This window comes from Streptomyces sp. NPDC028635, from assembly GCF_040637635.1.
GTDB lineage: Bacteria > Actinomycetota > Actinomycetes > Streptomycetales > Streptomycetaceae > Streptomyces.
On sequence record NZ_JBEZWX010000011.1, the window covers coordinates 83,184 to 96,068 of the forward strand.

Annotated in this window: 10 protein-coding genes; 4 read left to right on the forward strand and 6 right to left on the reverse strand. The window is 74.8% G+C overall.

Annotated elements, in window-relative coordinates; all coding sequences use genetic code 11:
• Positions 1 to 24 precede the first annotated feature (24 nt).
• The gene (locus AB0E88_RS14795) at positions 25 to 3,213 is read left to right on the forward strand and encodes a cytochrome P450 (RefSeq protein WP_361629575.1); all 3,189 of its coding nucleotides are present in this window, start codon (positions 25 to 27) and stop codon (positions 3,211 to 3,213) included.
• A gap of 117 nt (positions 3,214 to 3,330) precedes the next feature.
• Positions 3,331 to 4,620, forward strand: coding sequence for an ROK family protein (locus AB0E88_RS14800; protein WP_361629578.1), 1,290 nt, complete (start codon positions 3,331 to 3,333; stop codon positions 4,618 to 4,620).
• Between the two features lie 328 nt (positions 4,621 to 4,948).
• Here the strand turns inward: AB0E88_RS14800 and AB0E88_RS14805 are convergent, their stop codons facing one another.
• Positions 4,949 to 5,209 (reverse strand): hypothetical protein, encoded by a 261-nt coding sequence (locus AB0E88_RS14805; RefSeq protein ID WP_361629581.1) that lies wholly within the window; start codon positions 5,207 to 5,209, stop codon positions 4,949 to 4,951.
• A gap of 65 nt (positions 5,210 to 5,274) precedes the next feature.
• Entirely contained in the window at positions 5,275 to 6,303 is a 1,029-nt protein-coding gene (locus tag AB0E88_RS14810; RefSeq protein ID WP_361629584.1) for an SDR family oxidoreductase, read from the reverse strand.
• Between the two features lie 162 nt (positions 6,304 to 6,465).
• On the opposite strand from AB0E88_RS14810, the gene AB0E88_RS14815 reads away from it, so the two are divergent.
• Positions 6,466 to 7,299, forward strand: coding sequence for an alpha/beta hydrolase (locus AB0E88_RS14815; protein WP_361629587.1), 834 nt, complete (start codon positions 6,466 to 6,468; stop codon positions 7,297 to 7,299).
• Here the strand turns inward: AB0E88_RS14815 and AB0E88_RS14820 are convergent.
• The 4 genes from AB0E88_RS14820 to AB0E88_RS14835 form a co-directional block, all read right to left on the reverse strand.
• On the reverse strand, positions 7,288 to 8,277 hold the full coding sequence (locus AB0E88_RS14820; protein WP_361629590.1) for an SDR family NAD(P)-dependent oxidoreductase: 990 nt from the start codon (positions 8,275 to 8,277) through the stop codon (positions 7,288 to 7,290). The genes AB0E88_RS14815 and AB0E88_RS14820 overlap by 12 nt on opposite strands.
• Before the next feature lie 487 nt (positions 8,278 to 8,764).
• Positions 8,765 to 9,988 (reverse strand): FUSC family protein, encoded by a 1,224-nt coding sequence (locus AB0E88_RS14825; RefSeq protein ID WP_361629593.1) that lies wholly within the window; start codon positions 9,986 to 9,988, stop codon positions 8,765 to 8,767.
• Positions 9,989 to 10,019: 31 nt separating this feature from the next.
• Positions 10,020 to 10,676, reverse strand: coding sequence for an HAD family hydrolase (locus AB0E88_RS14830; protein WP_361629596.1), 657 nt, complete (start codon positions 10,674 to 10,676; stop codon positions 10,020 to 10,022).
• Positions 10,677 to 10,715: 39 nt separating this feature from the next.
• A complete protein-coding gene (locus AB0E88_RS14835; protein ID WP_361629599.1) occupies positions 10,716 to 11,756 on the reverse strand; it encodes a PHP domain-containing protein in 1,041 nt (346 codons plus the stop codon).
• Positions 11,757 to 12,068: 312 nt separating this feature from the next.
• Here AB0E88_RS14835 and AB0E88_RS14840 point away from each other — a divergent pair, with 312 nt between their 5' ends.
• Positions 12,069 to 12,878, forward strand: coding sequence for an SDR family oxidoreductase (locus AB0E88_RS14840; RefSeq protein WP_361629602.1), 810 nt, complete (start codon positions 12,069 to 12,071; stop codon positions 12,876 to 12,878).
• Positions 12,879 to 12,885: the final 7 nt, after the last annotated feature.

The following is a 12,885-nucleotide window of genomic DNA, read 5'->3' on the forward strand; positions in this document are numbered from 1 at the left end:
ACCGCGAAAGGCAGTTGTCGCGCCATGCCCCCCACCGCAGCGCATCCCCGGACCGCCGCCCTCCCCGGCGTCCCCGTCGTCGACATCACCGCCACCGGCCCCGGCCCCACCCCGATCCAGCAGGTCATGGACCTGATGCGGGAACACGGACCGGTGCTGGTGCGCCGGCTGCACGGACGGGACACCCTATTCGTCGCCGACGTCGACCTCGTCACCGACCTCGCCGACGAACAGCGGTTCGCCAAGCACGTGAGCCCCGCGCTGGAGAACGTCCGTGAGTTCGCCGCCGACGGCCTGTTCACCGCGTACAACGACGAACCCAACTGGGCCAAGGCGCACGACATCCTCATGCCGGCCTTCGCGCTCGGGTCGATGCGCACCTACCACCCGGTCATGCTGAAGGTGGCGCGCCGGCTGATCGCCGCCTGGGACCGCGCCGCCGCCGAGGGACGCCCGGTCGACGTCGCCGACGACATGACGCGGATGACCCTGGACACGATCGGGCTGGCCGGTTTCGGCTACGACTTCGGCTCCTTCGAGGGCGACCGGCCGCACCCCTTCGTCGAGTCGATGGTCCGCTGCCTGCACTGGAGCATGACCCGCCTGGGCCGCACCCCGGGCGAGGACCACTCAGCCGCCGACGCCGCCTTCCGGGACGACGCCGCCCATCTCGCCCAGGTCGTCGACGACGTGATCGCCTCCCGCACCGTCACGCGGGCCGGTGCGGGCGCCCAGGACGCCACCGACCTGCTGGGGCTGATGCTCACCGCCGAGCACCCCGCCGACGGCACCACGCTGGACCCCGCCAACATCCGCAACCAGGTCATCACCTTCCTGATCGCCGGCCACGAGACGACCTCCGGCGCGATGTCGTTCGCGCTGTACCACCTGGCCAAGGACCCGACAGCCCTGCACCTCGTACGGCGGGAGGTCGACGCGCTGTGGGGCGACACCGCCGACCCGGAGCCGACGTACGAGGACGTGGGGCGGCTGCCCCGCACCCGGCAGGTGCTCAGCGAGGCGCTCAGGCTGTGGCCGACCGCCGCCGCGTTCAGCCGGCACGCCCTCGAGGACACCCTGCTCGGCGGGCGCGTCCCGCTGCGCGCCGGACAGGCCGTCACCGTGCTCACGCCGATGCTGCACCGGCAGCCCGTGTGGGGCGACAACCCCGAACTCTTCGACCCCTCCCGCTTCGCGCCCGAAGCCGAGGCGGCCCGCCCCGTGCACGCCTACAAGCCCTTCGGCACCGGCGAACGGGCCTGCATCGGGCGGCAGTTCGCCCTGCACGAGGCGACCATGCTGCTCGCCATGCTGGTCCACCGCTACCGGCTGCACGACCACGCCGGCTACCGGCTCGACGTCAAGGAGACCCTCACCCTCAAGCCCGAGGGCTTCACGCTCACCCTGACCCCGCGCACCGCCGCCGACCGCGCCCACCCGCCGCTGCCGGGCGCCGTCCCCGCCCAGGCGGCGCGGACGGTCGCCCCCGACACCCTGCCCGCCCGGGTCCGCCCCGGCGTCGGCGCGCTCCTCCTGCACGGCAGCAACTACGGCACCTGCCGCGCCTTCGCCGCCCAACTAGCCGACGAGGCCACGGAGCTGGGCTGCGCGACCGAGGTCGCGGCGCTGGACGCGTACGCGAGCGGACTGCCCACGGACCGGCCCGTGATCATCACCGCCGCCTCCTACAACGGGCGCCCCACCGACGACGCCACGGCCTTCACCGCCTGGCTGGACGGCGACCCCGACCTGACCGGCGTCACCTACGCCGTCCTCGGCGTCGGTGACCGCACCTGGGCCGCCACCTACCAGCACGTGCCCACCCGCATCGACGAACGCCTCGCCGCCCTCGGCGCCGTCCGGCTCACCGACCGTGCCGCCGCCGACGCCTCCGGCGACCTCACCGGCGCCGTGCGCGACTTCACCGTACGGCTGCGCGCCGCCCTGCTGGAGCGGTACGGCGACCCCGACGCGGCCCCCGTCCAGGGCGACGAACCGGCCGCGGCGTACGAGGTGCGGACCCTCGGCGGCGGTCCCCTCGACGCGCTCGCCGAGCGGCACGCGCTCGTGCCGATGACCGTGACCGAGGCCTGCGACCTCACCGCCCCCGGGCATCCGCGCCGCAAGCGGTTCGTCCGCGTCGCGCTGCCCGACGGCGTCACCTACCGCACCGCCGACCACCTCACGGTGCTGCCCGCCCACCCGCCTCGTCTCGTCGAGCGTGCCGCCGCGGCCCTCGGCGTCGGCCTCGACACGGTCCTGGACATCCGCCCCACCCGCCGCCGACGCGACGGGCTCGCCGTCGACCGGCCGCTGACGGTGCGCGAACTGCTCACCCATCACGTCGAGTTGCAGGAGCGGCCCGGCCCCGACCGGATCGCCGCCCTCGCCGCGGCCAACCCCTGCCCGCCCGAGCGTGCCGCACTCGCGTCCCTCCCCGCCGACGACCCCCGCACCCTGATCGACCTGTTCGAGGACCACCCGGCCCTGCGCGGGGCCCTCGACTGGCCGGCGCTGCTCGGCCTGCTCACCCCGCTGCGCCCGCGCCACTACTCGATCTCCTCGTCCCCCGCCGCCGACCCGCGCCACGCCGACCTGATGGTCTCCGTGCTCCAGGCACCGGCTCGCTCGGGCAAGGGTGACTACACCGGCACCGGGTCCGGTCATCTGGCCGCCGTACGCCCCGGGGACACGGTGTACGCGCGCGTGCAGCCGTGCCGGGAGGCCTTCCGCGTGGACCACGCCCACCCGGTCGTCCTGATCGCCGCCGGCACCGGCCTCGCCCCCTTCCGGGGCGTGATCGCCGACCGCACGGCGGCCCTGGCCGCGGGCGCCGAACTGCCGCCCGCGCTCCTCTACTTCGGCTGCGACGCACCGGACGCCGACTTCCTGCACGCCGAGGAGCTGCGCGCCGCCGAGGCCGCCGGCGCGGTGTCCTTGCGCCCCGCCTTCAGCGCGGCCCCGGTCGACGGACAGATGTTCGTCCAGCACCGCATCGCCGCCGACGCCGAGGAGGTCGGCCGGCTGCTCGACGCCGGCGCCCGCGTCCACGTCTGCGGCGACGGGGCGCGCATGGCTCCGGGCGTGCGCGAGGCGTTCCGTACGCTGTACCGGGGCCGCACTCCGGGCACCGACGACGCCGCGGCGCAGCGGTGGCTCGACGGCCTGGTCGCCGCCGGGCGGTACGTCGAGGACGTGTACGCGGCCGGGTGACGTGGCGGTCCGCCCCGGCGACCGGCTTACCTTTCTCCGTGAACTAAGGGGTGGGGAAAGTGTCCTCCCGCCCCGAACGGCGATAGGGTGCAGGTCGGCAGGGGCGGAAGGAGCCACATGGCGGGGCGGAACGGGCGCACGGTGCGCGATCTGAGGCGGGCCAACCGTACGGCCGTACTCCAGCGCCTGTACTTCGACGGGCCGCTCAGCCGTTTCGAGCTGGGCCCGGCCACCGGGCTGAGCTCCGGCTCGATCAGCAACGTCGTCGCCGATCTGATCGCCGACGGCCTGCTGGAGGAAGCCGGCAGCGTCGACTCCGACGGCGGGCGCCCGCGCACCCTGCTGCGCGTCGCCCCCGGCAGCGGTCACATGATCGGCGTGGACGTCGGCGAGACCCGGGTGCGCGTCGAGCTGTTCGACCTCACCCTCACCGAACTGGCCCGCGCCGAACGGCCGCTGGAGCGGCGCGGATACGCCGTCGAGGCGATCGTCGGCCACATCCGCGACGGCATCGCCGAGGTGCTCACCGCCTCCGGCACCGGCGCGAGCGCGCTGCTCGGCGTCGGCATCGGCGTCCCCGGCATCGTGGAGCACACCCCCGAGCTGGGGGCCGTCGTGCACGGCCAGACCATCGGCTGGGACGCCGCCCCGCTGGAGGCACTGCTGCGCGCGGGCTCCCCGCTGCCGGACACGGTGCCGTACTTCATCGACAACGGCGCGAAGACGCTCGGCCAGGCCGAGATGTGGTTCGGCGGCGGGCGCGGCGCCCGCAACGCCGTCGTCGTGCTCTTCGGCTCCGGTGTCGGCGCCTGCCTGGTCACCCCGGACGTGGAACACGGGCGCGCCGTGGAGTGGGGCCACCTGACCGTACGGGTGCGCGGACGGCGCTGCCGGTGCGGCGCCCTCGGCTGTCTCGAGGCGTACGCCGGGGCCGAGTCGCTGCTCGCCCGCTGGGCCGAGGAGGGCGGCAGGCCCCCGCAGGGCGGCGACGAGGAGGCGGACCTCACCGCCATGCTCGCCGCGGCCTACCCGCCCGACGGCACCGCGCCCGACCCCGTCGCGCTGGCCGTGCTCGAGGAGACCGCCGAGTACCTGGGCGCCGGCCTGTCCGACCTGATCAACCTCTTCCAGCCCGAGCGGATCCTCATCGGCGGCTGGGCCGGGCTCCAGCTCGGCGCCCGCTTCCTGCCCGCGGTGCGCCGCCACGCCACCGCCTACGCGCTGCGGCACCCGGCCGAGAAGGTCGCGATCGAACTCGGCCGGCTCGGCCCAGACGCGGTGACGGTCGGCGCGGCGATCCTCCCGCTGGCCGACTTCTTCGGCCGCGGCGGCCGCCGCGCCGAACCCGCCGCGCAGAGCCCGGAGCCGGCCTGGCGCACGGCGCTGGGGGACCGGGTACCGCGCTGACGACTGCCCCTGCCGGGGCGAGGGCTTGCCTGCTGCGTGCGCGGGCCAGGACTGACCGCTCGCGGCCTGGATCGTGCGGTGACGGCCGTGCGCCCGGTCATGGTGACGGCCGTTCACCCGGTCACGGTGACGGCCTGCCGGCCGTTCGGCCGGTCACGATGACGGCCGTCGTGCCGGTCACGATGACGGCCGTCCGCTCGGTCACAGTGGCGGCCGCGTGCCCGGCCGAGCAGACGTCTGTCCCCGCCGTGTCGGCATCCGGCCGCCCGGCCGTCAGCCCGGCGGCTCGTCCGGGAGCGGATCGGCCCGGCGGCCCCTGCGGGACCGCTCAGCCCGACGGCTCGTCCGGGACCGGCTGGTCCTGGTCGGCGCCGCGCGGCTGCTGCTGCGCGCCGTCGGGACCGGTGCCGGCCTCGTCGGTGTCCGGCAGAGCGTCGCCCCGCCCCTCGTCCTCGGCGTCCTGACCGGGCCGGCCGGCCGGGTTGGGCACCTCCCAGGGGTCCTCCTTGCCGTCGGCCTGCTGGTCGGGCAGGTCGCGCGGGACCGGGTCGGCGTTCTCTCCAGGTGCCTCGGCACGATGTGCGGCCACGACATGCTCCTTTCGGCTCGTCCGGCCCCCGCGGGTACCTCCCGGCAGGGCTGCGAAACCCCTGCTCAGCCCACCTTGCGGCCGGCCATCGGGGCCGTCTTGGCGCCCGCGCCCTGCTGGAGGCCCTCCAGGAACTCCTGGATCACGTCCGTCGCCGAGCGTTCCGGCCGCCAGCCCAGTTCGACCCGGGCGCGGGTGCAGTCCATCAGGGGCAGCCGGAGCACCGCGTCGAAGAGGTGCGGGGAGGCCGGCAGCAGATGCAGGCCCCATGCCGCGGCGATCGCCGAGCGTGCCGCCGTGCGCGGCAGCCGCACCGGACGCGCGCCCAGCAGCTCGCCCAGCACCCGCGCGTCGAGCGGCGGCTCGGCGGCCAGGTTGAAGGCGCCGCGTACATCGGAGGCGACCGCGAGCTGATAGGCGCGGGCCGCGTCGTCGGTGTGCAGGGCCTGGACCCTCAGCCCCGGGACGTCCGGCAGGAAGGGCAGCAGCTCGGGGCGGACCAGCGGGCCGGGCAGGAAGCGGCCGCCGAAGATCCGGCGCTGCTCGCTCGCCGACTCCCGCTTGAACAGGAACGCCGGCCGCATCCGCACCACCCGCGTCCCGGCATGTTCCCGCTCGAAGGTGTCCAGCGCCCGCTCCAGATACGCCTTCTCCCGGCAGTACGCGGCGTCGGGCCAGCCGTGCGTGGGCCAGGACTCGTCGACCGCGTGGTCCTTGGGTCCCGGCGAATAGGCGCCGACCGACGAGGCGTGCACCAGCGCGGGCACCCCGGCGGCCGCCACCGCGTCGAACACCCGGATGCTGCCGAGCACGTTCGTCCGCCAGGTGGTCGCCGGATCGTGCGTCGGCTGAAACGCCCACGCCAGATGAATCACCGCGTCCGCGTCCGCGAAGCGCTCAGCGAGCCCGGCCCGCTCCGAGGCCAGGTCGACGGCCGACCACTCGGTCTTCGGCGGGGACCAGTCCGGCACCCGGCGGGCCAGCCCCAGCACCGATCCGACCTGGGGGTCCTCCGACAACAGCCGCACCACGCTGGTGCCGACATTGCCGGTGGCGCCCGTGACGACGATCCTGCTGCCCGAGGTGCTGCTCACCTTCGGCTCCCTTCTGCGCGGCGGCTGGACGGCCCGGGTACCCGCCGCCCGGCCGCACACGCAGCCGGGCGGCGGCCATGACCTCCGGGGTAATCGACCCGCGCCCCGGCCGCCGCGAGGATGAGGGACGTACCCGCCCACCGCATCGCAGGAGGACGTCCCATGCCGTACTTCGCCAGCCCCGTCGACGGCACCCGGCTGCACTACGTCGACCACGGACCGGCCGACGGACCCGTGCTCGTCTTCGTCAACAGCGCCTACTTCGGTACGGACATGTGGGAGGCGCAGACGATCCCGCTCGCGGAGGAGGGGTTCCGGTGCGTCGGCCTGGACCGGCGCGGGCACGGCCGCTCGGACGACGTGTGGGGCGGCTTCGACCTGGACAGCCTCGCCGACGACGTACAGGGTCTGCTCGACCACCTCGACCTGCGCGGCGTCACCCTCGTCGCCCACTCCGTAGGGACCGTGGAGGCCGTGCGCTGCCTGACCCGGCACGGCACCGAGCGGGTGGACCGGCTCGCCCTGGTGTCCGGGGTGGCCCCCGGCCTGGTCCGGTGCGCCGACCACCCCGACGGCCTGGAACCCGAGGCGATGCGGGCGTTCAACGACACCGTGCGACGGGACCGCTCGGCGTTCTTCGCGGACGGCGCGGACTCCTTCTTCGCCCGTGACCTGCCGGGCAACGAGCTGTCCGACGCGTATGTGCAGTCCATGGTCCGCGCCTGCCACGTCTCGACACCCCGCGCCGGGACCGCGCTGCGCGAGCTGATCGCCGGGCTGAACATGGCGCCGGAGATCACCAAGCTGGACCTGCCGGTCCTGGTGATCCACGGCACGCACGACACCTCGGCGCCCCTGGAGCTCACCGGCCGCCGCACGGCCGAGCTGGCACCCGACGCCACGCTGAAGGTGTACGACAACGGCGGGCACGGCCTGTTCGCCACCCACGCCGGGCAACTAACCTCGGACCTGCGGGACTTCGCGTCAGCCGGCTGAACCGGACCGGCCCGCGAAGGCGTTCACGCCCGTCAGCCCGGCCGAGAACTCCCACAGCCGGGCCGCTTGCTCCGGGTCGGTGGCCCAGGCCTTGACACCGGTGGTGCCGCCCTCGACGGCCGGCTCGGCGATGTCGCAGTCCTCCAGGTAGACGCCGCCCATGCCGTCCAGCTGCGGTGAGGTGGCCGCCCACACCTGGGTGGCCGCGCCCTGCTCGGGGGTCTTGAAGCCCTCCGGATCGAGCACGGTGCCGTTCTCGTCGATCCAGCCGCGCTCGATCATCTCCTCCTTGGGGAGGTGCCGCTGGAGCGGGGTGAGGATGCCGCCGGGGTGCAGGGAGAAGGCGCGCACGCCCCGGTCCCGGCCGAGCCGGTCGAGGTGGACGGCGAACAGCGCGTTGGCCGTCTTGGCCTGGCCGTAGGCCTCCCACTTGTCGTAGCCCTGCTGCCAGTGCGGGTCGTCCCAGCGGATGCCCGAGAAGTGGTGGGCGCGCGAGGAGACCGACACGACGCGGGCGCCGCCGGGCTCGATCGCCGGCCACAGCCGGTTGACCAGGGCGAAGTGTCCGAGGTGGTTGGTGGCGAACTGCGCCTCCCAGCCCGGCCCGACCCGGGTCTCGGGGCAGGCCATGATGCCGGCGTTGTCGATGACGTAGTCGATGCGGCGACCCGAGGCGAGGAAGCGGTCGGCGAAGCCGCGCACGCTGTCCAGGTCGCCGAGGTCCAGGTCGTCGACCTCGACGCCCTCGATACCGGCCAGGTTCTCCTGCGCGGCGGCGGGGCGCCGGGCGGGCACCACGACCCGGGCGCCGGCCTTGGCGAGGGCGCGGGTGGTCTCCAGCCCGAGGCCGGAGTAGCCCCCGGTGACGAGGGCGAGCCTGCCGGTGAGGTCGAGGCCGGCCAGGACGTCGTCGGCGGTGGACCGGGCGCCGAAACCGGAGCCGATCTTGTGCTGTGCGGTGATGACGCTGTCGCTCATGCCCGGCACGCTACGAATTGGAGCGCACTCAAAGTCAAGCGCCACTCCCTGCCCGGGGGCCGAGGGGACGAAAGTCCCGGTGCCGGCCCCTGCCGGGGGCTGGGCGGGGCGGCCCTGGCGTCGCTCCGGGGCAAGGGGCTGAGCGGACGAGAGTTCCGGCGCGGCTCCGTGGCTGGGGGCCTGGGCGGGGCCGGTCCGGCGTCGTTGCGCGGTCGGGGGGGCTGGGCGGGGCGGCCCCGGCGTCGCCTTCCAGCCGGGGGCATCGGCGCGCGAGGGGCCGGTTGTGGCGTCCCGAAGGGGCCGGGACAGGAAAGTGCCCCGACCGGACGGGGGGATGCCGGTCGGGGCTGACTGTGGTGGGCGCGGATGGCGGTCGCCTCTCGGCGAAAGGCTCCACAGGGCTTCAGCCGAACGATCGTCCCTGTGGGCAAAAGGTGAGGCCCGGGGACACTGTCCCATCCGCACCCACGGTGGTTTCAACGGACGGCTACCGGCCGGTGTTCCCCGGCTTGTCGCCGTTTGAGGTGATCTGCGTCACGGGGGAGGGGGCGGCGTCCTCGCTGTCGCCGTCCCGGCCCGGTACGGCCTCCGCCCAGATGCTCTCCGCCTCCAGCAGCAGCGTCCCCAGGACCGTCGTCACCGAGGCGCCCAGGCCCACGTGTTCCTGGAGGCTCTTCTGCAGCCGGCACCGCAGCTCCTCCATCTCCTCCTCCCGCCGGTCGTCGCCCGCCGGCGGCCCGGCGTACGGATCGCCGAGCCGGTCCGCCTCGGCGTGGCAGGCGTCCCCGATCAGCTCCAGCAGGCTCGCGTACAGCCGCAGCGCCTCACCCTGGGGCGGGGCCGGGGTGCGCGCGTCGTCGGCGGCGACCGCCAGCGCCCGCGTCAGTGCCGTGACATGCCCGGCGACCCGGCTGAACCGTTCGTCCTCCGAGCGGGGCGGCACCCCCTGCGGCACCCGGTGCAGCGCACGCAGCGGCGCGGAGGTCAGGCGCAGACTCTCCTCGCTCCAGGCGCGGGCCGAGCCCAGTCCCCGGCACCGCCACTGGAGCCGGTCGGCGGCGTGCGACCACTCGCTGGTCACCGAGGCGTCCCAGTCGCCCTCACGCAGCCCCGACGCGACCAGGTGCAGCGTGTCGCCCGCCTCCCGGGCCAGCGCCGACAGGTTCTCCCGTACGTCGCGCAGATGCACCGGCGGCAGCACGAACGCATTGACCGCGACCCCGATCACCGCGCCGAGCGCCGCCTGGCCTATGCGATGGCCGACCGCCGACGCCGACACCGGGCCCGCCGTCAGCGTGAAGATGGCCGTCGTGGCCATGTACACGCCCTGATCGCCGAAGCGCGGCCAGTTCGCCAGCAGCATCAGCAGCGGCAGCGACAGCGCGAGCGCGCCGGTCGTGTCGTCGGTCACCGCCTGTGCGCCCGAAGCGATCAGCGCGCCCGCGCAGATCGCGGCGAACTGCTGGGCGCCCCGGCGCAGCGAGCTGTAGACGGTCGCCTGCACCAGCACCACGGCCACCCAGGGCGCCATCAGCGCCATCGGGTCGTTCAGCCAGATCCGTGCCACCACCCACGCCAGCAGCCCGGCCGCGGCCGCCTTCAGCGACTGCACCACCAGATCCCGCTCGCGGCCCGGGCCGCGAGCGGCCGCGCTCACCGCCCGTCCGATGGCCTGGGCCTCGCCCCGTACGGCGTCCGTCGCTCGTGTCATGCGCGACGGGTATCCCGCAGGTGCGTACCGATCACCCAAGGGGGCTGTCGTCGAGGCGGGCGAGCAGATCAGCGGGATCGGCGTAGACCGCCTGCGCGCCCGCCTCCTCCAGATCGGCACGCGGGATGCCCCCGCACAGCACGCCCACGCAGCGCACCCCGGCGCGACGGCCGGCCTTCATGTCCCACACCGTGTCGCCCACGAACACCGCCCGCTCCGGACGCACCCCGGCCAGTTCCAGCGCGTGCTCGACGGGCTCCGGGGCGGGCTTGCCCTCCTCGACGTCGTCGGAGCTGGCGGTCGCCGTGATGGCGTCGTCGGCGTCGATGGCGGCGCGCAGCGCTGTGAGCTCGGGACCGCTCGCGGAGGTGGCGAGGACCACCGCCCAGCCGTCGCCGTGCAGCCGCTTCAGCAGCGCCCCGGCCTCCGCCAGCGCGGGCAGCCGGTCGAAGTACTGGCCGTACAGCGCCGTGTGCGCGGCGCTGAGCCGGCCGTCCTGGTCCTTGTCGCGGTCCTCGCCCAGCAGATGGGCGATCAGATCGTCGGAGCCGAGGCCGACCGCCCGGTGCACGGCGTGCATCGGCACCCGGTGGCCCGCCTGGCGCAGGGCCTCCCACCAGGTGACGACATGCAGGTGATTGGTGTCGACGAGGGTTCCGTCGACGTCGAAGACGGCGGCACGGTCCATGCGGTGATCCTTTCTCTCGCGGCTCGCACGGGTACCACGTCAGGCACCCGTCACTCCGGACGGCACGCGGCCGGTGCCGGTCCAGGCGAGCAGGTCGTCGGCGGACCAGGTGGTGACGACACGTTCGGCGGGCACCCCGCACTCCTCGGCGCGGGCGCAGCCGTTGATCTGCCAGTCCAGCTGGCCGGGCGCGTGGGCGTCGGTGTCGATCGAGAACAGCGCGCCCGCCTCGACCGCGCGGCGCAGCAGGCGGCGGGGCGGGTCGAGCCGTTCGGGGCGGCTGTTGATCTCCACCGCGGTGCCGGACTCGGCGCACGCGGCGAACACCTCGTCCGCGTCGAACTGCGACTCCGGGCGTCCGCGGCCCGTGACCAGGCGCCCGGTGCAGTGGCCCAGGATGTCGGCGTGCGGGTTGCGGACGGCGGCCACCATACGGCGGGTCATCGCCCGGGCGTCCATCCGGAGCTTGGAGTGGACGGACACCACCACGACGTCCAGCTCGGCGAGCAGCCCGGGCTCCTGGTCGAGGGAGCCGTCGTCGAGGATGTCGCACTCGATGCCGGTGAGCAGCCGGAACGGCGCCCACGTGCGGTTCAGCTCCGCCACCACGCCGAGTTGCTCGCGCAGCCGCTCCGGGGACAGGCCGCGGGCCACCGTCAGGCGCGGCGAGTGGTCGGTCAGTACGGCCCAGTCGTGACCGAGCGCGGCGGCCGCCCGGCCCATCTCCTCGATCGGGCTGCCGCCGTCGGACCAGTCCGAGTGCAGATGGCAGTCACCGCGCAGCGCCGCCCGCAGCGCCTCACCGCCGCGTACGGGGGGAGCCTTGCCCGCCTCCTCCTCCAGCTTCCGCAGGTACCCGGGTGTCTGCCCGCCCAGCGCCTCCTGCACGACCTGCGCGGTCTTGGGGCCGACGCCCTTGAGCGACTCCAGCGTCCCGCCCCGCACCCGCTCGCGCAGCTCCTCCTCCGGCAGCTCCCGCACCACGCGCGCCGCGGTACGGAAGGCGCGGACGCGGTACGTCGGTTCCTGGGCCCGCTCCAAGAGGAACGCGATGCGCTCCAGAGCCGCGACGGGGTCCATTGCCACCTCCTGCCACCAGGGTTCCCCAGGTGGTGGGGGTCCGCACGGTGGCGTGTCCGCCGTCTTCGTCTGCGGGTGGGTGGGGGGTTGCTCGCGCCGTTCCCCGCGCCCCTTTTTTTGCCTGCGGCGGCCCCTTGCTGTCCGGTGGGTGGTCGCGGTCTCGCCCGCGGCCGGTGGTCACGGCGGGGCCGGGGCGCCTGCGGATCGTCGTACCTCCCGTCGCGGGTGCGGGTGCCGTGGGTCGTTGTTTGTGGTGGGTGGGCTCGGGTACTGCGATGGCTCGATCGTGGTTCGCTGTGGAGGAGGTCCGTCATGCCAGGTCCGAGCCCGACCGGTGGCAAGGTCGCCGTGGTCACCGGGGCCGATTCGGGGATCGGGCGGGCCACCGCCGTACAGCTGGCCCGGGCGGGTATGGACGTGGGGATCACCTGGCACACCGACCGCGAGGGCGCCGAGGAGACCGCGCGGGAGGTCCGCGCGCTCGGGCGGCGGGCGGAGGTCGAGCGGATGGACCTGACCCGGCTGCCCGGCGACGCCGACGCCGTCGACGCGCTGTGCGACCGGCTGGGACGGCTCGACGTGCTCGTCAACAACGCCGGTACGGGCACCATGACGCCGTTCCTCGATCTGGACCTGGACACCGTGCGCGAGGTGCTGGACGTCGATCTCGTCGGCCCGTTCCTGTGCGGGCAGAAGGCCGCCCGGCACATGATCAGGCAGGGCGACGGCGGCCGCATCGTGAACGTGACGTCCGTGCACGAGCACCAGCCCCGCGTCGGCGCCGCCCCCTACTGCGCCGCCAAGGGCGGCCTCGGCCTGCTCACCCAGGTGATGGCGCTGGAACTGGCCGAGCACCGCATCACCGTCAACGCCGTCGCCCCCGGCGAGATCGCCACCCCGATGACCGGCCAGGAGGACACCGACGTGCACACGGAGTCCCGGCCCGGTGTGCCGCTGGGGCGGCCCGGCGACGCCCGCGAGGTGGCCGCCGTCATCGCGTTCCTGGCGGGCCCCGACGCCTCCTACGTCACCGGCGCGTCCTGGGCCGTGGACGGCGGCATGCTGCGCATGGGGCCCCAGGCCGGCTCGCACCTCGACAGCGACGCCTGGCGCCGGCCCTGAGGTGCCG